Origin of the sequence: Streptomyces sp. NBC_01016, from assembly GCF_026341035.1 — a bacterium.
GTDB lineage: Bacteria > Actinomycetota > Actinomycetes > Streptomycetales > Streptomycetaceae > Streptomyces.
This window is the reverse complement of record NZ_JAPEOQ010000001.1, coordinates 2,622,372-2,647,796: the sequence shown is the minus strand read 5'-3', so window position 1 is coordinate 2,647,796 and position 25,425 is coordinate 2,622,372. Positions and strand designations below refer to the sequence as shown.

At 71.0% G+C, this 25,425-nt stretch carries 18 protein-coding genes; 6 read left to right on the top strand and 12 right to left on the bottom strand.

All coding sequences use genetic code 11. The annotated features are described in order from the left end of the window. Position 1: 1 nt before the first annotated feature. Positions 2-1,099, bottom strand: coding sequence for a PP2C family protein-serine/threonine phosphatase (locus OG746_RS12345; RefSeq protein ID WP_266714419.1), 1,098 nt, complete (start codon positions 1,097-1,099; stop codon positions 2-4). Positions 1,100-1,168: 69 nt separating this feature from the next. Beyond that, entirely contained in the window at positions 1,169-1,972 is an 804-nt protein-coding gene (locus OG746_RS12340) for an SDR family NAD(P)-dependent oxidoreductase (RefSeq protein ID WP_266714417.1), read from the bottom strand. Between the two features lie 267 nt (positions 1,973-2,239). Here OG746_RS12340 and OG746_RS12335 point away from each other — a divergent pair, with 267 nt between their 5' ends. Continuing rightward, positions 2,240-3,160 carry an NADP-dependent oxidoreductase gene (locus tag OG746_RS12335; protein ID WP_266714415.1) on the top strand — a complete coding sequence of 307 codons (921 nt, stop codon included), beginning with the start codon at positions 2,240-2,242 and terminating at the stop codon, positions 3,158-3,160. Positions 3,161-3,282: 122 nt separating this feature from the next. On the opposite strand, the gene pruA is transcribed toward OG746_RS12335, so the two are convergent. Next, positions 3,283-4,920, bottom strand: coding sequence for an L-glutamate gamma-semialdehyde dehydrogenase (gene pruA, locus OG746_RS12330; protein ID WP_266714413.1), 1,638 nt, complete (start codon positions 4,918-4,920; stop codon positions 3,283-3,285). Positions 4,921-5,019: 99 nt separating this feature from the next. Further along, positions 5,020-5,946 carry a proline dehydrogenase family protein gene (locus OG746_RS12325; RefSeq protein WP_266714411.1) on the bottom strand — a complete coding sequence of 309 codons (927 nt, stop codon included), beginning with the start codon at positions 5,944-5,946 and terminating at the stop codon, positions 5,020-5,022. A gap of 201 nt (positions 5,947-6,147) precedes the next feature. Between OG746_RS12325 and OG746_RS12320 the strand changes: the two genes are divergently transcribed. Then, complete coding sequence (locus OG746_RS12320) at positions 6,148-7,335, top strand: PucR family transcriptional regulator (RefSeq protein ID WP_266714409.1); 1,188 nt, start codon at positions 6,148-6,150, stop codon at positions 7,333-7,335. Here OG746_RS12320 and OG746_RS12315 read toward each other — a convergent pair. Beyond that, positions 7,324-7,914: a TetR/AcrR family transcriptional regulator gene (locus OG746_RS12315; protein WP_266714407.1), complete on the bottom strand. Its 591-nt coding sequence runs from the start codon at positions 7,912-7,914 to the stop codon at positions 7,324-7,326. The genes OG746_RS12320 and OG746_RS12315 overlap by 12 nt on opposite strands. Positions 7,915-8,062: 148 nt before the next feature. Between OG746_RS12315 and OG746_RS12310 the strand changes: the two genes are divergently transcribed. Together OG746_RS12310 and OG746_RS12305 are read left to right on the top strand one after the other, a co-directional pair. Then, a complete protein-coding gene (locus tag OG746_RS12310; RefSeq protein WP_266714405.1) occupies positions 8,063-9,637 on the top strand; it encodes an MFS transporter in 1,575 nt (524 codons plus the stop codon). Between the two features lie 171 nt (positions 9,638-9,808). Continuing rightward, positions 9,809-12,778, top strand: coding sequence for a helix-turn-helix transcriptional regulator (locus tag OG746_RS12305; RefSeq protein WP_266714403.1), 2,970 nt, complete (start codon positions 9,809-9,811; stop codon positions 12,776-12,778). A gap of 74 nt (positions 12,779-12,852) precedes the next feature. Here the strand turns inward: OG746_RS12305 and serA are convergent, their stop codons facing one another. The 6 genes from serA to OG746_RS12275 all read right to left on the bottom strand — a co-directional run bounded on the left by serA (position 12,853) and on the right by OG746_RS12275 (position 22,756). Beyond that, the gene (gene serA / locus OG746_RS12300) at positions 12,853-14,454 is read right to left on the bottom strand and encodes a phosphoglycerate dehydrogenase (protein ID WP_266714401.1); all 1,602 of its coding nucleotides are present in this window, start codon (positions 14,452-14,454) and stop codon (positions 12,853-12,855) included. A gap of 227 nt (positions 14,455-14,681) precedes the next feature. Next, a complete protein-coding gene (ilvC, locus tag OG746_RS12295) occupies positions 14,682-15,683 on the bottom strand; it encodes a ketol-acid reductoisomerase (protein ID WP_266714399.1) in 1,002 nt (333 codons plus the stop codon). A 115-nt stretch (positions 15,684-15,798) separates the two neighbouring features. Beyond that, positions 15,799-16,323 (bottom strand): acetolactate synthase small subunit, encoded by a 525-nt coding sequence (ilvN, locus tag OG746_RS12290; protein ID WP_266714397.1) that lies wholly within the window; start codon positions 16,321-16,323, stop codon positions 15,799-15,801. Between the two features lie 23 nt (positions 16,324-16,346). Then, a complete protein-coding gene (locus OG746_RS12285) occupies positions 16,347-18,197 on the bottom strand; it encodes an acetolactate synthase large subunit (RefSeq protein WP_266714395.1) in 1,851 nt (616 codons plus the stop codon). A 265-nt stretch (positions 18,198-18,462) separates the two neighbouring features. After that, positions 18,463-21,276 (bottom strand): putative bifunctional diguanylate cyclase/phosphodiesterase, encoded by a 2,814-nt coding sequence (locus OG746_RS12280; protein WP_266718900.1) that lies wholly within the window; start codon positions 21,274-21,276, stop codon positions 18,463-18,465. A 529-nt stretch (positions 21,277-21,805) separates the two neighbouring features. Beyond that, positions 21,806-22,756, bottom strand: coding sequence for a 2-hydroxyacid dehydrogenase (locus OG746_RS12275; RefSeq protein ID WP_266714393.1), 951 nt, complete (start codon positions 22,754-22,756; stop codon positions 21,806-21,808). Positions 22,757-22,921: 165 nt separating this feature from the next. Here OG746_RS12275 and OG746_RS12270 point away from each other — a divergent pair, with 165 nt between their 5' ends. Together OG746_RS12270 and OG746_RS12265 are read left to right on the top strand one after the other, a co-directional pair. Then, positions 22,922-23,863 (top strand): aldo/keto reductase, encoded by a 942-nt coding sequence (locus tag OG746_RS12270; RefSeq protein WP_524540461.1) that lies wholly within the window; start codon positions 22,922-22,924, stop codon positions 23,861-23,863. A gap of 137 nt (positions 23,864-24,000) precedes the next feature. Continuing rightward, positions 24,001-25,170 (top strand): PQQ-dependent sugar dehydrogenase, encoded by a 1,170-nt coding sequence (locus OG746_RS12265; protein WP_266714389.1) that lies wholly within the window; start codon positions 24,001-24,003, stop codon positions 25,168-25,170. Here OG746_RS12265 and OG746_RS12260 read toward each other — a convergent pair. Next, a complete protein-coding gene (locus OG746_RS12260; protein ID WP_266714387.1) occupies positions 25,163-25,396 on the bottom strand; it encodes a DUF6191 domain-containing protein in 234 nt (77 codons plus the stop codon). The two genes, OG746_RS12265 and OG746_RS12260, sit on opposite strands and share 8 nt — an antisense overlap. Between the last annotated feature and the right edge of the window lie 29 nt (positions 25,397-25,425).

Below are 25,425 nucleotides of genomic sequence, written 5' to 3'. Positions count from 1 at the left end.
ACTACCTCGTCTCGCGCAGATCACTTCGTGTGCGGTATTCATCAATTCCGGGAATACGGGCTGCCCGAGAACCTCGGCTCAACCGAGGGCTGTGCGACCGAAATTGACCGTCTTCCGCCCGAATATCTCCGTAGTCGACCAGAAGGAGCGCGGCATCGTCTTTCGGTCGCCCCTTCACATGGCGGATCAGGTCCGCCGAGATCGCGTCGAGGAATGTCCCGGGGTCCCGGTCGTAAAGGGCCACCGCGCGTTCCGCGAGCGGATAGAACTCACCGCTGCCGCTCCGTGCCTCGGTGACTCCGTCGGTGTAGAGCAGCAGCCGGTCGCCCGCGGCGAGGGACATCGTGCTCGAACGGCACCACTCGTTCTCCAGCCGGATCAGGCCGAGCGGCGGTGACGGCGGCAGGGGATCCACGAAGGTGGCATGGCGCCCGCGGATCAGCAGGGGCGGCGGGTGGCCGCAGCAGACCAGCTCGAGCTCTCCGTCGTCGCCGTTCGTGCCGAGCAGCAGCGCGGTGACGAAGTCCTCACAGTGCTCACGGCGGGCCAGCGCCGCGTCCATACGCTGGGCCACCACGGTCAACCGGGCCTCGCACTGGACCAGTTCACGGTAGGCGCCGAGGGTGTCCAGGGCGGTGCCGACCGCCGGCATGCCGCTGCCCATCACGTCGCCGATGAGCAGCCGCACCCCGAAGGGCGTGCAGGCGACGTCGTAGATGTCCCCGCCGATCCGGGCCTCGCGGTGCGCCGCCAGGTAGCGGACCTCCGTGCGCAGCCCGCCCACCCGGCCCGGCAGCGGGCGCAGCAACCCCTCCTGCAGGGTGCGGGTCACCGTCCGCAGCGAGTCGAGCACCCGTGACTGAAGATAGAGCCGCACCACGGCGGCGCCGATCGTCGTCAGCAGCAGGAAACAGAAGAGAACGGCCGTGCTATGGCTCGCGAGTTCCCCGGAAACTCGGCGCACGTCTTCTCCGAAGCTCGCACCCGCGCCTGCGCCCGCGCCCGGCGAAAGGAATCGAATTTCTTCTTGAGAAGTCATCATGGTTGCGCCAGCTTTGTCGACCGAGGGGGCCTTCGGGACTTTAGAGCACAACTCCACGCCGCACGAGAGAATGGACAGATCCCGAATCCGTGACAATCGGGAATCGGCTCTCGGGCCACACCCGCCTCACATGCCCATGCCCCCGTCGACCGGAAGCCCCGCGCCGGTGATGAAGCGGGCGGCGTCGGAGGCGAGGAAGACGACCGCGTCGGCCATGTCGGCGGCCTCGCCGAGCCGTCCGAGCGGGGTCCGCGCGATGACGTCCCCCACGGCCGCCTCGGCGCTCGGCCACAGTCCCAGGGTCTCCATGTCCTGGGCGAGGCGGGTACCCATCGTGGTGGGAACCAGGCCCGGGTAGAGGCAGTTGACCCGCACGCCGTAGCCCAGCCTGCCGGATTCCAGGGCGGCCACCCGGGTCAGCCGGTCGACCGCGGACTTCGTCGCGGCGTAGCAGGCGATGCCGGGGAAGGGGATCGTCGCGGCCACCGACGAGATGTTGACGACCGCCCCACCCCGGCCGGCCCTGCCGCCCGGGCGCATCGCCCGGAAGGCGTGCTTGAGGCCGAGCGCGACGCCGAGGACGTTGACGTCGAGCATCCTGCGGACGTCCCGCGGGTCGAGGTCGACGACCAGCCCCGAGATCTCGACACCGGCGTTGTTGACGAGGACGTCGAGGCCGCCGAGCTCGTCCACGGCGCGGCCGACGGCCGTCTCCCAGCTCTCGTCGTCGGCCACGTCGAGCGGGACGAACGTCGCCGCGCCGCCCGACTTCTGCAGCCTCTCGGCGGTCGCGCGGCCCGCGTCCTCCTGGACGTCGGCGATGACGACGGCGGCACCCTCGCGCACGAGTGCCTCGGCCGCCGCCGCCCCGAGCCCCTGGGCGCCCCCGGTCACCAGCGCCTTGCGCCCCGTCAGATCGCACGCGTTCATGGCGGTCCCCTTCTGCTGCTGCCGAGCGGGCGCATCATGTGATGCGGGTCACAGTAAAGCCCCTCGCCCGCCGCCAGGACCGCTCATGGCACCAACTACCCGAATCTGCCCGGGAGTTGATTCGAAGAGTGCTACGGTGCCGACCTTTCGCCGACGCCCGGACATGGCGCTCTCCGCGGCATGGCGCGGTCGTCGCCCACGTCCCACGATGGACCCAGTACCGGCCGGGCCGCGATGGCCGGGCCGACCCTGGGGAGGAGTCCCACCATGCGCGTCATCAGTCAGCGCCGGCTCGGCGGACCCGAGGTGCTCGAAGTGGTGGAGGTGGAGCGGCCCGAGCCGCGGGCGGGCGAGGTACTGGTCCGGGTCCGGGCCGTGGGGGTGAACCCGGTGGACCGGTCGGCGCGCTCCGGCGACGCGCCGCTCTTCGGCGACCCCCCGTTCACGCTCGGCTGGGACGTCTCGGGCGTCGTCGAGTCGGCGGGCCAGGACGTCACCGAATTCCGGCCGGGCGACGAGGTGTTCGCCATGATCCGGGGCGGCGGCTACGCCGAGTACGTCGTGATCCGCACCGAGCACCTGGCGCCCAAGCCGGGCAATGTCGACCACATCCAGGCGGCGGCGCTGCCCGCGGCGGCGCTCACCTCATGGCTCGCGCTCGTCGACATCGGGCAGATCGGTCCCGCCCGCCGGGTGCTGATCCATGCGGCGGGCGGCGGCGTCGGGCACGTGGCGGTGCAGATAGCCAAGGCCGAGGGCGCGTACGTGATCGGTACCGCGGGCGCCGACAAGCACGACTTCCTGCGCGAACTCGGCGTCGACGAGCTCATCGACTACACGACCACGGACTTCGCCCACTCCCTGCGTGACGTGGACGTGGCCCTGGACCTGATCGGCGGCGACTACGGCCCACGCACCCTGGTCACCCTGCGCCCCGGCGCCCTCCTGGCCTCGGCGATGCTCTGGGACCCCGGCGTCACTCAGGAGGACGCCGAGACCCGTGGCGTCCGCTTCGCCCCCATCTCGGTCCAGCCCTCGGGCGCCACCCTCCGCAAGGTCGCGGCCCTGATGGCCGCGGGCCGCCTCCGCGCCCACGTATCGGCGACCCTCCCCCTGGAAGAAGCAGCCAAGGCCCACGAACTGGGCTCATCGGGCCACACCCAGGGCAAAATCGTCCTGACCATCTAAGCCCCGCCGGCGCTTGAGGCGCGGGGTCCGGGGCGGAGCCCCGTGGCGTAGGGCCGGCCCACGCAGAACCGCCCCCGACCGAGGGAACACCTCGACCGGGGGCGGCACCGCTACAGAGGCGCTCAGCCCATGTGCGGGTACACGTAGTCCGTCGGCGGAACCAACGTCTCCTTGATCGCCCGCGTCAGCGTCCAACGCTGCAGGTTCTGCGGCGCCCCCGCCTTGTCACACGTACCGGACGCACGCCCACCACCGAACGGCTGCTGCCCGACGACCGCCCCGGTCGACTTGTCGTTGATGTAGAAGTTGCCCGCGGCGTACCGGAGCTTCTCCATCGTGTGGGCCGCGGCCGCACGGTCGTTCGCGATGACCGAGCCCGTCAGCGCGTAGTCCGACGCCGACTCCATCTGCTCCAGCATGGCGTCGTACTGGTCGTCCTCGTAGACGTGCACGGCGAGGAACGGACCGAAGTACTCCGTGGAGAACACCTCGTTGGCCGGGTCCGAGCACTCGACGACCGTCGGACGCACGAAGTAGCCGACGGAGTCGTCGTACGTGCCACCGGCGACGATCGTGCAGGACTCGTCGGACTTCGCCCGGTCGATCGCCGCCTTGTTCTTGGCGAACGCGCGGTCGTCGATGACGGCGCCGATGAAGTTCGACAGGTCGGTGACGTCACCCATGGTGATGCCGTCGACCTCGGCCGCGAACTCCTCCTTGAAACCGGAGTTCCAGATGGAGGCCGGGATGTACGCACGCGACGACGCGGAGCACTTCTGGCCCTGGAACTCGAAGGAGCCACGGGTCAGGGCCGTCTTGAGGACGGCGCGGTCGGCGCTCGGGTGGGCGACGACGAAGTCCTTGCCGCCGGTCTCGCCGACGAGACGCGGGTAGGTGCGGTACTTCTCGATGTTGTTGCCGACCGTCTTCCACAGGTGCTGGAAGGTCTTGGTCGAACCGGTGAAGTGGATACCGGCCAGGTCACGGTGGTTGAGCGCCACCTCGGACACGGCCAGACCGTCACCCGTCACCAGGTTGATGACACCCTTCGGAAGACCGGCCTCCTCCAGGAGCTGCAGGAGCAGCACGGCGGCGTGGGTCTGCGTCGGGGACGGCTTCCAGACGACGACGTTGCCCATCAGCGCGGGCGCGGTCGGCAGGTTGCCCGCGATGGCCGTGAAGTTGAACGGCGTGATCGCGTAGACGAAGCCCTCCAGCGGGCGGTGGTCCATGCGGTTCCACACGCCCGTGGAGTTCGCCGGCGGCTGCTCGGCGAGCAGGTTGCGGGCGTAGTGGACGTTGAAGCGCCAGAAGTCGATGAGCTCACAGGGAGTGTCGATCTCGGCCTGCTGCGCGGTCTTCGACTGGCCGAGCATCGTCGAGGCGGCCAGCGTCTCGCGCCACTTCGTGGACAGCAGCTCGGCGGCGCGCAGGATGATCGCGGCGCGGTCGTCGAAGGACGTCGCGCGCCAGGCCGGGGCCGCGGCCAGGGCGGCGTCGACCGCGTCCTGGGCGTCCTGCTCGGTGGCGTTGGCGTACGTACCGATGACGGACTTGTGGTTGTGCGGCTGCACGACGTCGAAGCGCTCGCCGCCACCCAAACGACGTTCGCCGCCGATGGTGCAGGGCAGCTCGATCGGGTTCTCGGCCAGCTCCTTGAGCTTGACCTCCAGGCGGGCGCGCTCCGGGGAACCGGGGGCGTAGCCGTGCACCGGCTCATTGACCGGGGCGGGGACCTGGGTCACGGCGTCGAGGGTCATGGGTCCGTATCTCCTTCGGGGGTCGGGGAGTTGGGGACGGAACGGGAAGCTTGGTTGGGTCGTGCCCAGAGGGTCAGCCCTGGGGTTCGGCCCTGGGGGTCAGCCCTTGGTGAGGACCGAGCGGGCGAAGAAGAGAAGGTTGGCCGGCTTCTCCGCGAGGCGGCGCATGAAGTATCCGTACCAGTCGGTGCCGTACGCGGTGTAGACACGCATCCGGTGCCCCTCGGCGGCGAGCCGCAGGTGCTCGTCGCTGCGGATCCCGTACAGCATCTGGAACTCGTACTCGTCCAGCTTGCGCCCGGCCTGCCGCGCGAGCTCCTGGGCGATGGCCACGAGCCGCGGGTCGTGGGACCCGATCATCGGGTACCCGGCGCCCTCCATGAGGATGCGCATGATCCGCACGTACGCCTTGTCGATCTCGGCCTTGTCCTGGTACGCGACCTCGGCGGGCTCCTTGTAGGCGCCCTTCACGATGCGCACGCGGCTGCCGGCGGCGGCGAGGCGGCGGGCGTCGTCCTCGGTGCGGAACAGGTACGCCTGGATGACGCAGCCTGTCTGCGGGAAGTCCTTCCGCAGCTCCTCGTGGATGGCGAACATCGAGTCGAGGGTGGTGTGGTCCTCGGCGTCGAGCGTGACCGTGGTGCCGATCTTCGCGGCGGCCTCGACGACGGGCCGTACGTTGGCGAGGGCCAGCTCGTGGCCGCCCTCCAGCGCCTGGCCGAACATCGACAGCTTCACGGACATCTCGGCCTTCGTGCCGAGGCCCAGGTCCTTCAGGCGCTCGACCAGGTCCAGATAGGCGTCGCGCGCGGCCTGCGACTGCGCGACGGTGGTGATGTCCTCACCGACGACGTCGAGCGTGACCTCGAGTCCCTTGGCGGCGGCGTCCTCGATGATCGGCACGACGTCGTCGACCGACTCACCGGCGATGAAGCGGTCGACGACCTGCTTGGTGCCCGGCGCCGCCGACACGAAAGCGCGCATCTTGTCGCTGCGCGACGCGGCGAGGATCAAGGGAGCCAGCACGGGGCACCTCCACGGATCACGAGTTGAGAGCGGGTGGGAACGGACCACTGATTCAGTACGTCAAAAGGTCCATTTCCGTGCGTAACGGGACGGCACGGAGAACCACTCAGAAATCTAAGGATCCCTCCGATCCTGTGCCATCGACACCTGTCACGCATCTGTGGCCCCCACCTCAGACATCTGTATGAAGAGGGGTCCGTGATGGGTGAGAATGGCGGGGTGAAAGGTGATTACCAGGAGCTGGTCGACGAGATCTCGGCGCTGCTCGGCGCCCCGGCGACCCTCGAGAACCGCGACTTCCGCCTCATCGCCTTCGGCGCCCAGGCCAGCGCCGACGACGACACCGACGGCTTCGACGAGGCGGCGCTCGACCCGGTGCGCACGCGCTCGATCCTGACGCGCGGCTCGACCTCGGCGGTCCGCTCCTGGTTCGAGGGCTTCGGCATCGCGAGCGCCAAGGAGCCGGTCCGGATCCCGGCGACCCCGGAGGCCGGCGTCTACCGCGGCCGCATCTGTCTGCCCGTACGCCATCACGGTTTCGTCCTCGGCTACGTATGGCTGCTCGACGACGATCCGGGTCCCACGGAGGAGCAGCTCGATGCGGCGATGGCGGTGGCGGGCCGGATCGGCGCGCAGCTCACCGACGAGGCGCAGGCGGGCGCGGACCTGACCCGCGAGTTCCACTCCGTGCTCACGGCGGAGCGGGGCTGGCAGCGGGACATGGCGGTGGCGGCGCTGCGCACGGCGCTCGGTGACCGGGCGCCCGGCCTGCACACGGTGGTCTGCGTCGCACCGTGGCCGTCGGCGGACCCCGACGACGCTCCTTCGGTACGCACCGTCCCGGCGGCGGACGCGCTGTGCACGGTTCCGTGGGGGGTGACGGGCCAGTGCCTCGCCCTGCTGGTGCGGCTGCGCTCGCGCGAGGCCCTGGAGCCCGCGCTGACCGCGGCGGCGAAGCTGCGCGCCCGCGCGGGTTCCCCGGTGGCGGCGGGCGTCGGCGCCGCGCGTGACGACCTCGCCGAACTGGCCACGGCCTGGCAGGAGGCGACGGCCGCGGCGCGCGCGGCGCTGGCCGACCCGCACCTCGGCCCCGACGCGCAGTGGTCGTCGATCGGCCCGTACCGGCTGCTGACCGCGCTCCCCGCGGAGGCCGCGCACGACCCCGCGGTCGCGCCCCTGCTCTCCCCCACCCACCGTCAACTGGCGCGCACCGCCGAGGTGTTCCTCGACTGCGCGGGCCAGGCGGGCCGCACGGCCGCGGCCCTCGGCATCCACCGCCAGACGCTGTACTACCGCCTGTCACGGGTGGAACAGCTCACCGGCCTCGACCTGGACGAGGGCGAGGACCGGCTGCTGCTGCACATGGGGTTGAAGGCGTCACGACTGTGAGGACTCCGTGGCCTGCGCGGCCGTGATCAACCGACGCATCCCCTCGGTGAGCTCCTCGGCGCTGGGCGCGCTCTCCGGGTCGAGCATGTACTCGGCGATGAGCCCGGTCATCAGCGTCATGTAGAGCTTGCCGAGAGTGTCGACGGCGGGGTGGTCGGCAGGCGGCTCCTCGCCACCCATGAACATGGGGATGGTCCCGCGGCCGCCCTCGCTCTGCGCCTTGCCCACGATCTCCCGCACGGCGGGCAACTTGTCGCCCAGCACCACGAGTTCCATGCCCAGGTACCACATGGAGTCGGGCTTGCCCAGGCTCTCGATGACGTTCCCCCAGACCTCCTGGAAGCGCTCCAGCGAACCGGCCGGGGCCTTGAAACCGCCCTGGTCGAAGACGTCGGACGACTCCTCCACCAGGGCGAGGTAGGCCTGCGCGAGCAGCGCGTCCTTCGACCCGTAGTGGTAGCCGATCGACGCCAGGTTCGCCCCGGACTCCTTGACGATGTCGCGCGCCGTCGTGCGCGCGAACCCCTTCTCCAGAAGGCAGCGCTTGGCGCCTTCGAGCAGATCTTCGCGGTGTCCCATGGCCCCACCCTACCCAGATTCCAGACGGCTGTCTTAAACGACTGTCTTACACGACCGTCCATGACGACCGTCCATGACGACCGTCCATGACGACCGTCTTACACAAACGTACTAGACAACCGTTTAAGACGCTCGTACAGTTCCTGCCATGACGAACCCGACGAGCACCACCCCACCCGCCGAAACCCTTGCGGGGCGCCGCGAGTGGACCGCCCTCGGCGTGCTGATGCTTCCGCTGCTCCTGGTCTCGATGGACGTCTCCGTCCTCTACTTCGCGATCCCCCAGATCAGCGCCGACCTGGAGCCGAGCGGCACCCAGCAGCTGTGGATCTTCGACATCTACGCGTTCGTGCTCGCCGGCCTGCTGATGACGATGGGCTCGCTCGGCGACCGCATCGGGCGCCGCAAGCTGCTCCTGTTCGGCGCCGCCGCCTTCGGCACCGCCTCCGTCCTCGCCGCGTACGCGAACAGCGCCGAGACGCTCATCGCCGCCCGCGCGCTCCTCGGCGTCGGCGGCGCGACGCTCATGCCGTCGACCATGGCGATCGTCCGCACGATGTTCACCGACCCCGGCCAGCGTGTGAAGGCGATCGGCATGTGGTCCGGCGTCATGACCGGCGGCATCGCGCTCGGCTCGGTGATGAGCGGCATCCTCGTCGAGCACTTCTGGTGGGGCTCGGTCTTCCTGGTCAACCTGCCCGCGATGGTGCTGCTCCTGGTCCTCGGCCCGGTCCTGCTGCCGGAGTCCAAGAACCCGGAGCCCGGCCGCTTCGACCTGCTGAGCGTGCCGCTGTCGATGGCCGCCGTGCTGCCCGTCATCTACGGCATCAAGGAGATCCCGTCCGAGGGCTGGAACGTGCGGTACGTCCTCTCGATCACCGTGGGGCTGCTGTTCGCCGCCCTGTTCGTGCACCGCCAGCGCACCGTCAAGTCCCCGCTGATCTCCCCCGCCCTGTTCCGCGGCCGCGGCTTCGCCCCCGGCGTCGTCCTGAACCTCGTCTCGTCCTTCGGCATGATGGGCTCGGCGTACTTCACCACCCAGTACCTGCAGTCCGTGCTCGGCAAGAGCTCCATGGCGGCCGCGCTCTGGTCGCTGCTCCCCACGGTCATGGTCGGCGTGGCGGCCCCCGTCGCCGCGCAGCTCGTCGCGAAGGGCGTGCACCGCGCCCATGTCGTCGCCGGCGGCTTCACCGTCGCCGCCTGCGGATACGCGCTGCTGGCCTTCACCGGCACCGACTCGCTCTGGCTGGTCCTGGCCGGCGCCGGCGTCCTCGCTTCCGGCATCGTCACCGTGATGTCCCAGATGATGGACCTGGCGCTCGGCACCGTCCCGACCGCCAACTCCGGCTCCGCCGCGTCCCTGTTGGAGACGGGAGCCGAGTTCGGCGGCGCCCTCGGCATGGCGGTCCTCGGCTCCATCGGCACGGCCGTCTACCGCCACGGCGTCCCCGCCGACGCCCCCGCCGCGGCCCACGAGACGCTGGGCGGCGCCCTCGCGGTCGCCGGGCAGCTGCCGGGCGACGCGGGCCGGGCCCTGACGGCCGCCGCACGGGAGGCCTTCACCAACGGCATGCAGGCGGCGGCGATCGCGGGGGCGGTCGTGCTCCTGGCCGCCGCGGTCCTCTCCGTGACGACCCTGCGCAAGGTGACGGTGCGCGAGGACACGGCGGACCACGAGGCCGGGGCCCCCGCGGCGGCGCCGGACGAGAAGGCGACGGTCTGACGACGCCGACAGCCTCACGGCTCTGACCGCTCCGACAGCCACCAGCCGGTCACCACGCGATGCCGGGCGGACCGGAACACTCCGGCCCGCCCGGCATCGCCGCACAGGGAGGCCGGAAGCCGGAAGCCTGTAGCCAGGGATGACGCCGCCGGACCGTGCCAGGATGGCCCCGTGGCTCAGACATTCGATACGCCGTTCATCGGCCGGGCGGACGAACTCGCCCGGCTCACCGGCGTCCTGGAGCGGGCCGCGGCCGGCGACCCGCGCGCCGTCCTGGTCGCCGGGGACGCCGGCGTCGGCAAGACCCGGGCGCTGACGGAGGCCGCGGCACACGCCGCCGCCACCGGCCTGACCGTCCTCACCGGCCACTGCGTGGACCTCGGCGACGTGGGTCTGCCGTACCTCCCGTTCACGGAGATCCTCGGCGCGGCGGCCGCCGACGAGCGGCTCGCCCCGGCCTTCGCCGCGTACCCGGCGGTGGACCGGCTCATCGGCGCGGCCTCGGGGGCGGGACCCGCGCCCGACCCCGGCAGCCGCCTCCAGCTCTTCGAGGGCGTCGCGGGGCTCCTCGCCGACCTGGCCGACCTGACCCCGCTCCTCCTGGTCGTCGAGGACCTCCACTGGGCCGACCAGTCCTCCCGCGACCTGCTCCGCTTCCTGCTCAGCCGGGGCGTCCTGCAACGGCCCGCGCCGGGCGGCCCGCCCCGCCGCCTCGCCGTCTTCGCCTCGTACCGCGCGGACGACCTGCACCGCCGCCACCCCCTGCGGCCACTGCTCGCCGAGCTGATCAGGCTGCCCGCCGTCGACCGTCTCGACCTGCGTCCGATGGCCGACACGGACATGGCCCGCCTCGTACGCGCCCGCCGCACAGGACCCGTGCCCGACAGCACGGTCCGCCGCATCGTCGAGAGCGCCGAGGGAAACGCCTTCTACGCCGAGGAGTTGCTCGCCGCGCTGCCCGGCGACGACGAGGGGGCCGACTCCCCCACCATGCCCAGCGGCCTGGCCGACGTGCTGCTCATCCGGATCGAGCAACTCACCGAGACCGCCCAGCAGGTGCTGCGCACGGCGGCCGTCGCGGGCCGCCGGGTCGGGCACGAGCTGCTGCGGTCCGCCGTTCAACTGCCGGAGGAGGAGCTGGAGTCGGCGCTGCGCGAGGCCGTCGGGCGCCAGCTCCTCGTGCCGGGCGACGACGCGACGTACTCGTTCCGGCACGCCCTCACCCGCGAGGCCGTGTACGCGGATCTGCTGCCCGGTGAACGGGTCAGGCTGCACGGGCGGTTCGCCGCGCTCCTCGCGGGCGAGGGCCGTTCACCGCAGAGCGCGGCGGAGCGCGCCCACCACTCGCGCGAGAGCCACGACCTGGCCGACGCCCTCGCCGCCTCCCTCGAGGCCGCCGACCACGCCCAGCGCGTCGGCGCGCCCGCCGAGGAGCTGCGGCACCTGGAGACCGCGCTCGAACTGTGGGCCGTGGTGGACGCGTCCGCGCGCCCCGAGGCCGACGACACGGCCACCCTCACCCTGCGCGCCTCGGCCGCCGCCGCCCGCGCGGGCGACCCTCATCGCGCGGTCCAGCTCACCCGCTCCGCGCTCGCCCGGGCCGGCTCCGACGCCGACTCCGAGCTCGCGGCGCGCGTGCGCTACACCCTCGCGGGCAACCTGATCCGGATCGACCACCTGGAAGCCGCGTTCACGTACAGCAGCGAGGCGCTGGCCCTGATCCCGGCCGAGCCGCCCTCGGGCACCTGGGTGTGGGCGGCCTCGACCCATGTCATGGCCGCGCGGCACGTGGGCAGGAACGAGGACGCCGAGCGCGTCGCCCGACAGGCGCTCGGCATCGCCGAGCGACTTGAACTGCCCGACGCCCGGGCCGACTTGATGATCTCGCTGGTCGGCCTTGAGGCGCACAACCGGCGTACGCGGCAGGGCCGGGACCGACTGGTCGACGCCCGTGGGCTGGCCGGCGGCGCCGGGAACCTCCCGGTGGAGATGCGGGCCCTCTACAACCTCGCCATCGGCTGTTACGAGTCCGGCGACCTGGACGCCTGCCTGCCCTGGATCGCCGACGGCCTCGACCTCGCCCGCCGCGGCGGGCTCCTCACCTCGCCGTACGCCCTGGAACTGCGCTACCTGCAGTCCCTGCTGCTCTACACGCTGGGCCGCTGGGACGAATGCGCGCGAGCTGCCGTCGCCGACACCGAACTGCTGCCGCCCGCAGGCGGGTTCGCGATCGCGCCCGCGCTGTACGTGGCCCTGGCCCGCGGCGCGTACGACGCGGCCGTCACCGGGGCCCGGGGGCTGCTCGACCATCACTTCGACTGGATGGCGGCGCTCGTCGCCGCGATCGTGCTGACCGACGCGGCCGCACTGCGCGGCGACGCCGAGGAATGCGTACGACAGATGCACGCGTCGGTCGAGTCGCTCACCGACGTCTCGGGCGGCACGCGGCCCGACGCCGTGGTGCGGCTCGCCGCGCTTGCCCTGGCGGCGGTCGCGGACGCGGCGGAGGAGGCCCGGCTCTCCGGCGACACGGCGGGCTCGGAGCGCTGGGCGGTGACCGCGACCGAGCTGGTGGAGCTGGCCCGCGACACGGCGGCCCACGGCGAGGACGGCACGGAGCAGGGCCCCGAGGGCCTGGCCTGGCTGGCCCGCGCCGAGGCCGAGCGGGTGCGCGCCGCGACCGGCCCCGACGTCGCGACCTGGGAGCGGGCCGTGACGGCGTTCGACTACGGCGAGCCGTACGAACTGGCCCGCTGCCGGCGGCGGTTGGCCGAGGCCCTGCTCACGGCGGACCGCCGCGAGGAGGCCGCCGAGCAGGCGTACGCGGCCCGGGACGCGGCCGTACGGCTCAGCGCCGAGCCGCTGCGCGAGGCCCTGGACACCCTGATCAGGCGGGGCCGCCTCGCCGACGCCCCGGCCGCCGGGGACCGTATCGCCGCGCTGACCGCCCGGGAGAGCGACGTGCTGCGCCTGCTCGGCCGGGGGCGCACCAACCGCCAGATCGGCGAGGAGCTGTTCATCAGCGGCAAGACCGCGAGCGTCCACGTCTCGAACATCCTCGCCAAGCTGGGCGCCGCGAGCCGCACCGAGGCGGTGGGCATCGCGTACCGCGAGGGCCTGATCGAGCCGGAGGCGTCCTGAAACGCGAGGGCCGGGTCACCCGTGGGTGACCCGGCCCTCGTACTAATCAGACCAGCAAACTCGGCCCAGGAACCTCAGACGAGGTTGACCGACCGCGCCGAGGTCGCGCCGATCTCGGCGGACAGCTCGTTCAGCACCGACTGCGGCACCGTGTCGTCCACGGTCAGGACCGCGAGGGCCTCGCCGCCGACGTCGGCGCGCGAGACCTGCATGCCGCCGATGTTGATGCCCGCCTCACCGAGGACACGGCCCACCGTGCCGACGACGCCCGGACGGTCCTCGTAGCGCAGGACGACCATGTGGTCGGCGAGCGCCAGGTCCACGTCGTACTCGTTGACCGCGACGATCTTCTGCAGGTGCTTCGGGCCCGCGAGCGTGCCGGAGACCGAGACCTCCTGGCCGTTGCCGAGGGTGCCGCGCACCGTGACGACGTTGCGGTGGTCGGGCGACTCGGAGGACGTGGTGAGGCGGACCTCGACGCCGCGCTCCTGCGCGAACAGCGGGGCGTTGACGTACGACACCGTCTCGTCGACGACGTCCTCGAACACGCCCTTGAGCGCGGAGAGTTCGAGCACCTTCACGTCGTGCTGGGTGATCTCGCCGTACACCTCGACGTCGAGGCGGGCCGCGACCTCGCCCGCGAGGGCGGTGAAGATCCGGCCGAGGCGCTCCGCGAGGGGCAGGCCCGGCTTGACGTCCTCGGCGATGACGCCGCCCTGGACGTTCACCGCGTCCGGCACGAGCTCGCCGGAGAGCGCGAGGCGCACCGACTTGGCGACGGCGACGCCCGCCTTCTCCTGCGCCTCGTCCGTGGAGGCGCCGAGGTGCGGGGTGCAGACGACCTGGTCGAACTGGAACAGCGGGGAGTCCGTGCAGGGCTCCTTCGCGTACACGTCGAGACCGGCGCCGGCGACGCGGCCCTCCTTGATCGCCGAGTACAGCGCTTCCTCGTCGACGATCCCGCCGCGCGCGGCGTTGACGATGCGCACGTTCGGCTTGACCTTGTGCAGCGCCTCGTCACCGATGAGACCGAGGGTCTCCGGGGTCTTCGGGAGGTGCACGGTGATGAAGTCCGAGACCTCGAGCAGCTCGTCGAGGGAGAGGACCTTCACGCCCATCTGCGCGGCGCGCGCGGGCTGCACGTACGGGTCGTACGCGACGACCTTCATGCCGAAGGCGGACATGCGCTGCGCGACGAGCGCGCCGATGCGGCCGAGGCCGACGACACCGAGGGTCTTCTCCGCGAGCTCGACGCCCGTGTACTTGCTGCGCTTCCACTCGCCGCCCTTGAGGGCCTGCGAGCCCTGCGGGATGTTGCGCGCGGTCGCGATGAGCAGGCCGCAGGCCAGCTCGGCGGCGGTCACGATGTTCGAGGTCGGCGCGTTGACGACCATCACGCCGGCCTTGGTGGCGGCGGACACGTCCACGTTGTCGAGGCCGACGCCGGCTCGTGCGACGACCTTCAGCTTCTTCGCGGCGGCGATCGCCTCGGCGTCGACCTTGGTGGCCGAGCGGATCAGGATCGCGTCGACGTCGGCGATGGCGGGCAGCAGGGCCGCCCGGTCCGCGCCGTTGCACTGGCGGATCTCGAAGTCCGGGCCCAGGGCGTCGACCGTCGCAGGCGACAGCTCTTCGGCGATGAGTACGACGGGTTTGCCGTTGGCAGCAGTGCTCACGTGAGTCCTCACAGGTCCAATGCGGACGGCCGTCCCGACGGCCGCAGGCGGTGGAGGGTGCTTGCCGCGATTAAGACGCACGACGCTGTGGGCCCAACGCGAATGTGTTCAGCAGTGTAGTGCCGCCAGGGAGCCGTGCTTACGCCTCCCTGGAAGGATCACTCGTCCGAGGCTGGACGGAATGGACAACGGGCCGCGGCGTCCACCGCGGCCCATTGTCCGGAGGCTTACGCCTCGTCGTCGTTCACCCAGCTCATGAGCTTGCGCAGCTCCTTGCCGGTGGTCGCCAGGAGGCTGGACTCGTCCTGGGTCTTGTACTCGTTGTACTTCTTCAGACCGCCGTGGTACTCGTCCATCCAGTTCTTGGCGAACGTGCCGTCCTGGATCTCGGCGAGGACCTTCTTCATCTCGGCCTTGGTGGCGTCCGTGATGATCCGCGGGCCGGTGACGTAGTCGCCCCACTCGGCGGTCTCGGAGACCGACCAGCGCATCTTCTCCAGGCCGCCCTCGTACATGAGGTCGACGATGAGCTTCAGCTCGTGCAGGCACTCGAAGTACGCGATCTCCGGCTGGTAACCGGCCTCGGTCAGCGTCTCGAAACCGGCCTTGACCAGCGCAGCGGTACCACCACAGAGGACGGCCTGCTCACCGAACAGGTCGGTCTCGGTCTCCTCGGTGAAGGTCGTCTTGATGACGCCGGCGCGCGTGCCGCCGATGCCCTTCGCGTAGGAGAGGGCCAGCTCGAAGCCCTTGCCGGTGGCGTCCTGCTCGACGGCCGCGATGCACGGAACGCCGCGACCCTCCTCGTACTGACGGCGCACGAGGTGGCCCGGGCCCTTCGGGGCGACCATGCAGACGTCCACGCCGGCCGGGGGCTTGATGAAGCCGTAGCGGATGTTCAGGCCGTGGCCGAAGAACAGCGCGTCGCCGTCCTTCAGGTTCGGCGCGATGGTCTCCTCGTAGACCTGGCCCTGGATCGGGTCCGGGACGAGGATCATGATGACGTCGGCCTCGGCCGCGGCCTCGGACGGGGTGACCACGCGCAGGCCCTGCTCCTCAGCCTTCGCCTTGGACTTGGAGCCCTCGTGCAGACCGACACGGACGTCGACACCCGAGTCGCGCAGCGAGAGCGCGTGGGCGTGGCCCTGGGAGCCGTAACCGATCACCGCGACCTTGCGGTTCTGGATGATGGACAGGTCGGCATCGTCGTCGTAGAACAGCTCGGCCACTGGGGTTCTCCTCGTTTGCGGTATTGCTGGTTCTGCGTCCCACCGTACGGCGGGGTGCGGAAGGAAAGATTTCAGGTCTCGCTATGCGAGAGGGGCGCGCAGGAGTGCTGCGCGGTCACGCGGTGCGGTCGAGCGCCCGCAGGCTCCGGTCGGTGATGGAGCGCGAGCCGCGGCCGACCGCGATGGTGCCCGACTGGACGAGCTCCTTGATGCCGAAGGGTTCCAGCATCTTGAGCATCGCCTCGAGCTTGTCGCTGGATCCGGTGGCCTCGATGGTGACGGCCTCCGGGGAGACGTCCACGGTCTTGGCGCGGAACAGCTGGACGATCTCGACGATCTGCGAGCGCGTCTCGTTGTCGGCGCGGACCTTGGCGAGCACCAGCTCGCGGGCCACGGCCGCGTCGGGCTCCAGCTCGACGATCTTCAGGACGTTGACCAGCTTGTTGAGCTGCTTCGTGACCTGTTCGAGCGGGAGCGATTCGACATTCACGACGATGGTGATGCGCGAGATGTCGGGGTGCTCGGTGACGCCGACGGCGAGCGAGTCGATGTTGAAGCCGCGGCGCGAGAAGAGGGCGGTGATCCGGGCGAGGACACCGGGCTTGTTCTCGACCAGGACGGAGAGCGTGTGCTTGGACATATCTCGTGGTCTCTCTCTGCGTCTCAGTCGTCTTCGCTGTCGCCGAAGTCGGGGCGGACGTCCCGAGCGGCCATGATCTCGTCGTTGGAGGTGCCGGCGGCGACCATCGGCCACACCATGGCGTCCTCGTGGACGATGAAGTCGACCACGACCGGGCGGTCGTTGATCGAGTTCGCCTCCTCGATGCACTTGTCGAGGTCCTCGGGGCGCTCACAGCGGATGGCGTAGCAGCCCATGGCCTCGCTCAGCTTCACGAAGTCCGGGATGCGGGTGCCCTTGTTGGGCGGGGTCTCGCCGTCCGGGCCCGCGTGCAGCACGGTGTTCGAGTAGCGCTGGTTGTAGAACAGCGTCTGCCACTGGCGGACCATCCCGAGGGCGCCGTTGTTGATGATGGCGACCTTGATCGGGATGTTGTTCAGGGCGCAGGTGGTCAGCTCCTGATTGGTCATCTGGAAGCAGCCGTCGCCGTCGATCGCCCAGACCGTCTGGCCCGGCGCGCCGGCCTTGGCGCCCATCGCGGCGGGCACCGAGTAGCCCATGGTCCCGGCGCCGCCCGAGTTCAGCCAGGTGGCCGGCTTCTCGTACTGGATGTAGTGCGCGGCCCACATCTGGTGCTGGCCCACGCCCGCCGCGAAGATCGTGTCCGCGGGGGCGAGTTGGCCGATGCGCTCGATGACCTGCTGCGGGGAGAGCGAGCCGTCCGCGGGCTGGTCGTAGCCCAGCGGGTACGTCTCGCGCCAGCGGTTGAGGTCCTTCCACCAGGCGGTGTAGTCGCCGGCGTGACCGTCGCTGTGCTCCTTCTGGACCGCCTGGATCAGGTCGGCGATGACCTCGCGGGCGTCCCCGACGATCGGCACGTCGGCGGCGCGGTTCTTGCCGATCTCCGCGGGGTCGATGTCGGCGTGGACGATCTTCGCGAACGGGGCGAAGCTGTCCAGGTTGCCGGTGACGCGGTCGTCGAAGCGGGCTCCGAGGGCGACGATCAGGTCGGCCTTCTGCAGCGCGGTGACGGCGGTGACCGCACCGTGCATGCCCGGCATTCCCACGTGCAGCGGGTGGCTGTCGGGGAATGCGCCGAGCGCCATCAGGGTGGTGGTGACGGGCGCTCCGGTGAGCTCGGCGAGCATCTTGAGCTCGGCGGTGGCACCCGCCTTGAGGACGCCGCCACCGACGTAGAGGACGGGCCGCTTCGCATTCGTGATCAGCTTCGCGGCCTCACGGATCTGCTTGGCGTGCGGCTTGGTCACCGGGCGGTAGCCGGGCAGGTCCTGCTGCGGCGGCCAGGTGAACGTCGTCCGCGCCTGCAGGAGGTCCTTCGGGATGTCCACGAGGACCGGGCCGGGGCGGCCGGTCGAGGCGATGTGGAACGCCTGGGCGATCGCCTGCGGGATCTCCTCGGCCTTGGTGACCAGGAAGCTGTGCTTGGTGATCGGCATGGTGATGCCGACGATGTCCGCTTCCTGGAAGGCGTCCGTGCCGATCGCCTTGGAGACGACCTGGCCGGTGATCGCGACGAGCGGCACCGAGTCCATCATCGCGTCGGCGATCGGCGTCACCAGGTTGGTCGCACCCGGGCCCGAAGTGGCCATGCAGACACCGACCTTGCCGGTGGCCTGCGCGTAACCGGTGGCCGCGTGGCCCGCACCCTGCTCGTGACGGACGAGCACGTGGCGCACCCGGCTCGAGTCCATCATCGGGTCGTACGCGGGAAGGATCGTGCCGCCGGGGATACCGAATACGGTGTCGACCCCGACCTCCTCAAGCGAGCGAATGAGGGACTTCGCACCCGTGACGTGCTCGACGGGGGCGGACTGCTGTCCTCCGGAACGGGGCCGCGGCTGCGGCTGGCTGGCCCCGGTGGCCTGCTCGGTCATCGGCATTCTCTTCTCGATGCTGAGGGTTTTTGCGAGGGTTATGCAGGGTCTTACGTGTGTGTCGGGCGGTTGGCGGCGGTTCTGAACCGGCACCCGTGCAACAAAAAACCCCTCGTGCCGTGAGGCAAGCGAGGGGAGCGCGCCGGGTGCGGTCGCCAGGTTTCCGGTGTTCTGACCGGTGGTCCCAGCTTCAGCCGACGCGCTTTCCAAGTACGAGAATTCGGGTGCGCATGGCACTGACCCTCCCCCCGGCGCGTAGGGCGTGTCAAGTGGGTGGGACGGGCGTCTCATTATGTGAGCGCAGCGTGGTGAAGCCCGCGAACACCGGCTCGGCGGGGCCCGTGGGGACCGGGTACTCCCCCGAGGTGAGCGCGCGGCGCAGCCGGTACTCGTCGAGCGGCCCGGAGAACGCCATGCCCTGCCCGTGCGTGCACCCCATCGAGCGCAGCGCGGCGACCTGCTCGGGCAGGTCCACGCCGTCCGCCACGGAGTTGAGCCCGAGGTCGCCCGCGATCCGCAGCAGCCCACTGGTGATCTTGTGCAGCCGCGCGGACTCGACGACGCCCTCGATCAGCGAGCGGTCCAGCTTCAGTACGTCGACGGGGAGGCGGCGCAGTGCCGTGATGGCCGCATAGCCGCTGCCGAAGCCGTCCAGCGCGATCCGGACGCCGAGGCGGCGCAGCGCCGTCAGACGCCGCTCCAGCTCGTCCAGCGGGACTCTGGGGTCGCTGTCCGCCAGCTCGATCACGAGCGCGCCCGAGGGCAGCCCGTGCCGGGTGAGGAGCGCTTCTATCGAGCCGAGCGGCATGGCCCGGTCGAGGAGCCTGCGGGCGCTGATCCGCACGGCGACCGGCGTCGCATGCCCGCTGTGCCCACGCTCGGCGGCCTGCTCGACGGCCTCCTCCAGCATCCAGCGGCCGAGCTCGGCGGTGCGCTCGCTGTCGTCGGCCACCCGCAGGAACTCGGCGGGGGTGAACAGGATGCCCTGCGCGCTGCGCCATCTGGCCTGCGCGGCGACCGCCGTGATCCGGCCGTCGTCGAGCGAGACGATCGGCTGGTGGAGCAGCGCGAACTCGCCCTCGTGCAGCGCCGACCGCAGCCGCGTCGCCAGCTCCGCCTTGCGTACGACATCGGCCTGCATCTGCGGCGCGTACAGCTCGACGCGGCCCTTGCCCGCCGCCTTCGCCCGGTACATCGCCAGGTCGGCATTGCGCAGCAGCTCACCGGCCCCGATGTCCGGCTCGGCGAAGGCGACGCCGATGGAGGCGGCGACCCGCACATTGTCGTGCCGGTCGATCGAGTACGGCTGGGACAGGGTGATTCTGAGCCGGTCGGCCAGCTCGTAGATCTGCTGTTCTCTCGCGGCGTGGTCGCGCCCCCCGTCGCCGACGATCAGCGCCGCGAACTCGTCACCGCCAAGACGGGCCGCGGTGTCCGATGCGCGCACGGATTCGGCCAGCCTTCTCGCCGCCTGGACGAGCAGCTCGTCGCCCGCCTGGTGGCCGATCGTGTCGTTGACCTGCTTGAAGCCGTCGAGGTCGATGAAGAGCACGGCGGTGCCCAGGTCGCCGGCCCGCCGCCCGGCGAGCGCCTGTCCGACCCGCTTGGTGAACAGCGACCTGTTGGGCAGGTCGGTCAGCGGGTCGTGCTCCGCGTTGTGCTGCAACTGGGCCTGGAGGCGCACCCGTTCCGTCACGTCTCTACTGTTGAGGATCAGGCCGCCGTGGTGGCGGTTGACCGTCGACTCCACGTTCAGCCAGGTGCCCGTGCCGGACCGGAAGCGGCATTCGATGCGCGTAGTGGGCTCCTCGATCTGGCTCGCGGCGAGGAATCTGCGCACCTCGTGCATCACGCGCCCGAGGTCCTCGGGGTGGATGATCGACGCGAGCTCGGAGCCGACGAGATCCTCGGCGTCCCGCCCGTAGACGCCCGCGGCGGCCGGGCTGACGTATCTCAGCGTCCCGTTCGGCGCGGCGATCATGATGACGTCGCTTGAGCCCTGGACCAGGGAGCGGAAGTGGTTCTCCTTCTGCGCCAACTCCTGGGTGAGCGTGATGTTGTCGAGCAGCATGATGCCCTGGCGCATGACGAGCGCGAGGACGACCGTGCACGCCGTGAAGAGCACGACGCGGTCCACCCGGTGCCCGTCCAGCAGGTTGTAGAGAATGCCCAACGTGCAGACGGCGGCGGCCAGATACGGGGTGAGCGCGGCGAGCGAGCCGGAGATCGGCCGCGTATAGCTGACCTGATAGCGGCCGCCCGGCCCGAGCGAGTGCTCCTCCTCGCGCACACCGCGCCGCGTCCCCACCCACGGCGCGTACGCGAGCAGCAGCGAGCCGGCGAACCAGCCGGCGTCCAGGATCTCGCCCGAGCGGTAGCTGGCATGCAACAGCGGCGAGGTGAACAGGGCGTCGCACATCACCGTGAGGGCGAGCGCGCCGATCGCGGTGTTCACCGCCGTACGACTCCCGGGAGAGCGCCGGAAGTGCAGCGCGAGCACCATGCTGACCAGGGCGATGTCGAGCAGCGGGTACGCGAGGGAGAGCGCGGTGCGGGTGACGCTCTGGCCCTCGAACTCGGCGGTGTGCGCGAGGGCGAGGCTCCAGGAGAGGGTGACCAGGGAGCCGGCGATGAGCCAGGCGTCGAGCGCGAGGCAGATCCAGCCGGCCTTGGTGACGGGCCGCCGCGCGAGGACGAGCAGGCCGATGATGGCGGGCGGCGCGAAGCAGAGGAAGAACAGGTCGGCGAGGCTCGGCGTCGGCACCGGCTCGCGCAGAACGACCTCGTACCAGCCCCACACCCCGTTGCCGAAGCTGGCCATGAGCGAGGAGAACGCGAACAGGAGCCAGGCGGGTCGAAAGCGGCTGCGGCTGCTGCGCGCGTACACGAAATTCGATACGGCGGCGATCGCCGCCGCGAGGCTCAGGCCGAAGTCGCCCATGATCAGGGCGAGTCGGTCGGAACCCCAGCCGACCGCGGACCCCACCGCGAAGCCGGCGCACAGGAGAGCGAGGAGCAACTGGGCTCTCGCACCGCCCCGCTGTGGCGCGCGGACGGGGGCCTGGCCGCCGGAGTACATCGAGGCGCCCAGTGCTGTCGTCGGAGTGGGGTGCGTACTCACCGGGCCGCCCAGGTCCGCCGGGCGGCTCCTGTGTCCGCCTTCTCCTGCCCCGCCTGCTGATGCCTTCTGCGACTGCCGCGCGGGCCCGCTCGATGCACATGTGCCCTGCGACAGCTCGGACTTCGGCCCCGCATCGCTGCGCGGGTCACCGCACAGGACCGCCGTCGGCCGCGCCGCGTCGGATCGTTCGCCCATAGGCCGTGCATCGCCCGTCGCCCCCCTCGCAGTCCGTCACTCTTCCCCGGCGCCGCGTGCTGGCACGGCGCTGCCCCAGTCGGGACGATACACCAGTCCCGTCACTCAGGGACATAGTTCCTCTACTCTCCGTGACGACCAGGCACGATGCGGACGCGGGTCGGGCACAGGGCGCATTCAAGCGGGCGCACAGCGTGCCCGTCGAACGGCATGCGGCCGTACGGGAGTTACCCGAGGGGCCGGTGTGGTTCGCGAGGTCTGCGGGGTGTGCAGGGTCGCGTGGGACCGGATGTCAGTCGCTGTCCCCGTCGATGGTGAGCACGACGTTCTCGAGCGGCTCCCCCGCCGCGAACCGTGTGAGCTGAGCGGCGAGGAGACGCTTGGCGCGCGGCAGGAAGGCGGATGTGGGGCCGCCCACGTGCGGCGAGATGAGCACCCCTGGAGCCTGCCACAACGGGTGCTCCTGGGGCAGGGGTTCGGGGTCGGTGACGTCGAGGGCAGCGGTGATTCGGCCGGTTTCCAGCTCCGCGAGGAGGGCCTTGGTGTCGACGACCGGGCCACGGCCGACGTTCACGAGCAGCGCGCCGTCCTTGAGGCGCGCGAGGAACTCGGCGTTCACCAGGCCGCGGGTGTCCTCGGTGAGCGGGGTCACCATGATGACGACGTCGGCCTCCGGCAGCAGTTCCGGCAGTTCGGTGAGCGGGTGCACGGGCCCGCGCTCCGTTGTACGGGCGGAGCGCGCGACGCGTGTCACCCGCGCGACCTCGAAGGGCGTGAGCCGGTCCTCGATGGCACCGCCGATGGCGCCGTACCCCACGATGAGGACGTGCTTGTCGGCGAGCGCGGGCCGGAAACCGCCGCGCCACTCGCCGCGGTCCTGCCCGCGGACGAAGTCGGGGATGCCTCGCAGGGAGGCGAGGATCAGGGTGAGCGCGAGCTCGGCGGTGCTGGCGTCGTGCACGCCGCGCGCATTGCACAACTGGACGCCGGGGCGCAGGTACTTCAGCCCGCCCTGTACATGGTCGACGCCCGCGGAGAGCGTCTGCACGGCGCGCAGGGACGTCATCTCGGGCATCGGGCGGACGCCGAGGCCCGGCGGCTTCATGTAGGGGACGACGTAGTACGCGCAGTCGGCGGGGTCCGCCGGGAAGTCGGGTTCGCCGTTCCAGAAGCGGTAGTTGAGCCCCTGCGGGAGGCCCGGAATCTCATCGGCGCGGAAGGGCAGCCACACATCACCAGTCATGGTCAGGAGGCTATGTCAGCCACGTGAAGGTACAGAGGTTAGGTTGGGGACCTCGGCAGGAGGGGCCGGAGGGCCAGGGAGGGTCACGGGCACGTGAAGCAAGGTGGTGCGCGCAAGGCGATCGGTGCGGCGGGCCTCGACGTGGGTGCCGTCGGAATCGGCTGCATGCCGATGAGCTGGGCGTACACGGGCTCGCGGCAGCGCGGCGAGGAGTCCCTGCGCACCCTGCACACCGCCCTGGACCGGGGCTGCAGCCTGGTCGACACCGCGGACATGTACGGGCCCTTCACCAATGAGCTGCTGCTCGGCCGCGTGCTCAAGGAGCGGCGGGCCGACGCCTTCGTGTCGACGAAGGTGGGGCTGCTCGTCGGCGAGCAGCACATCGTCGCCAACGGCAGGCCCGGCTACGTGAAGCGGGCCTGCGACGCGTCGCTGCGGCGCCTTCAGACCGATGTCATCGACCTGTACCAACTGCACCGCGAGGACCCCGAGGTGCCCGTCGAGGAGACGTGGGGCGCGATGGCGGAGCTCGTGAGCGCGGGCAAGGTGCGCTCGCTGGGTTTCTGCGCCGTGGGCCCGCGGGGCTCGCGGCGCGGTGGCCGGGCCGCGCGGCATGCCGGAACGATCCGCCAGTTGGAGCGGGTGCAGCAGGTGTTCCCGGTGAGCGCGGTCATGGCCGAGCTGTCGGTGTGGTCGCCTGAGGCGCTCGGGGCGCTGCTGCCGTGGTGCGCGGCGCGCGGTGTCGGCTTCCTCGCCGCGACGCCGCTGGGCAGCGGTTTCCTGACCGGCACGCTCACCCCCGGAGGGGGCTTCGAGCCGGACGATCTGCGCGCCCGCCACCCCCGCTTCACCGCGGAGATGATGGCGGCGAACCAGCCGATCGTGGCGGGCCTGCGCCGTATCGCCGCGCGCCACGGTGAGCACGTGACACCGGCCCAGGTGGCGCTCGCCTGGGTGGCAGCGCAAGGTGAGGGCGTGGTGCCGGTGCCGGGCACCAAGCAGGAGCGTTGGGCGCTGGAGAACGCGGCGTCCGCGGAACTGCGGCTCACCGACGAGGACTTCACGGAGATCGCGGGGCTTCCGGCGGCGCAGGGCTCCTGGGACTGAGCGGCCGGGTTCGGGGCGCCGGGTTCGGGGCGCCGGGTTCGGGGCGCGGACTTCGGGAACCTGAGCGGCGCCCGAGGTGTTTGAACGGTAGAGCGGTGTGTGAACGACCGAGCTTCGCGTCGAAGGGATCCTGAATCGTGCAACGTTCAGCTGTGCGGCCCGCGTTGGCCATCACCGCCTGTGCCGCGCTCCTGCTCACGGCAGGGTGCTCCTCCGGTGACGACTCCCCCGCGCCGAGCAAGGACTCGACGTCCGCGCCGAGTGCGAGCGGGTCGAAGGGCTCCTCGTCCCCCAAGGGGGACGTGCCTCCGGCGAAGGGCTCGGTGAGCGTCGAGCGGACCGTCGCGGACGGCCTCAAGTCGCCGTGGGGGCTCGCCGAGCTGCCCGGTGGCGGCCTGCTCGTCTCGTCCCGCGACGAGGGGACGATCACGCGTGTCGACACGAAGACGGGGAAGAAGACCGTGCTCGGCGAGGTGCCGGGCGTCGCGCCCGAGGGCGAGGGCGGGCTCCTCGGCCTCGCGCTCTCCCCCTCGTACGCCTCCGACCACATGGTCTACGCGTACTTCACGACAGAGTCGGACAACCGCATCGTGCGGATGATCTACGACGAGAAGAAGCCCTCCGGGGAGCAACTGGGCGCCCCCGACACCGTGTTCCGTGGCATCCCGAAGGGCACGAACCACAACGGCGGGCGGATCGCGTTCGGCCCGGACAAGCTGCTGTACGTGGGGACCGGCGAGACGTACGACAAGCCGCTGGCGCAGGACAAGAAGTCGACGGGCGGCAAGATCCTCCGGCTGACCGCGGAGGGCGAGCCGGCGCCGGGCAATCCCTTCGGCGACTCCCCCGTGTACTCGTACGGGCACCGCAATGTGCAGGGCCTGGCCTGGGACGAGGACAAGCGGCTCTGGGCCTCGGAGTTCGGGCAGGACACCTGGGACGAGCTGAACCACATCGTGGCGGGTGACAACTACGGCTGGCCCGACGCCGAGGGCAAGAACGGCGACGACAAGTACCACGACCCGATCGCCCAGTGGCACACCGCGGACGCCTCGCCAAGCGGCATCGCGTACGCCCAGGGGTCGATCTGGATGGCCGGGCTGCGCGGCGAGCGGCTCTGGCGGATCCCGCTCGACGGCACGAAGGCGGCGCATGACCCGCAGGCGTTCCTGGAGGGGAAGTACGGGCGGCTGCGCACGGTGGTCGCGACGGGTGGCGACAAGCTGTGGCTCGTGACGAGCGAGACGGACACGCGCGGGACGCCGGAGAAGGGGGACGACCGGATCCTGGAGCTGAAGGTCAGCTGACGTCCTCGTCGCTCTTGCCCTCGGCGGCGGGATCGTCCGGCTCGGGTGTCTCCGGTGCGTCCTCTTGGGACGGCGGGCGGACGACGACCTTGCCTGATGTGAGGTCTATCGGGCCGCGGCCCGGGTCTCCGTCGTTCAGGTCGACGCGGGACAGCTCCAGGCGCTTGCGCTCGTCGTTGGTGTGCTTGCGGCCCGGCGAGAACAGCTCCTCGAACATGTTGAACACGGCGCCTCCCAGGGGCGGGGTCCGGCCGG

Excerpts from the sequence above, each read along its gene's own strand:
- OG746_RS12340 (WP_266714417.1), bottom strand. The coding sequence starts at position 1,972 with ATGAACGCGTGCGATCTGACGGGGCGCAAGGCGCTGGTGACCGGGGGC.
- OG746_RS12335 (WP_266714415.1), top strand. The coding sequence starts at position 2,240 with ATGCGCGTCATCAGTCAGCGCCGGCTCGGCGGACCCGAGGTGCTCGAA.
- pruA (WP_266714413.1), bottom strand. The coding sequence starts at position 4,920 with ATGACCCTCGACGCCGTGACCCAGGTCCCCGCCCCGGTCAATGAGCCG.
- OG746_RS12320 (WP_266714409.1), top strand. The coding sequence starts at position 6,148 with ATGGGTGAGAATGGCGGGGTGAAAGGTGATTACCAGGAGCTGGTCGAC.
- OG746_RS12315 (WP_266714407.1), bottom strand. The coding sequence starts at position 7,914 with ATGGGACACCGCGAAGATCTGCTCGAAGGCGCCAAGCGCTGCCTTCTG.
- OG746_RS12310 (WP_266714405.1), top strand. The coding sequence starts at position 8,063 with ATGACGAACCCGACGAGCACCACCCCACCCGCCGAAACCCTTGCGGGG.
- ilvN (WP_266714397.1), bottom strand. The coding sequence starts at position 16,323 with ATGTCCAAGCACACGCTCTCCGTCCTGGTCGAGAACAAGCCCGGTGTC.
- OG746_RS12285 (WP_266714395.1), bottom strand. The coding sequence starts at position 18,197 with ATGACCGAGCAGGCCACCGGGGCCAGCCAGCCGCAGCCGCGGCCCCGT.
- OG746_RS12280 (WP_266718900.1), bottom strand. The coding sequence starts at position 21,276 with ATGTACTCCGGCGGCCAGGCCCCCGTCCGCGCGCCACAGCGGGGCGGT.
- OG746_RS12275 (WP_266714393.1), bottom strand. The coding sequence starts at position 22,756 with ATGACTGGTGATGTGTGGCTGCCCTTCCGCGCCGATGAGATTCCGGGC.
- OG746_RS12270 (WP_524540461.1), top strand. The coding sequence starts at position 22,922 with ATGCCGATGAGCTGGGCGTACACGGGCTCGCGGCAGCGCGGCGAGGAG.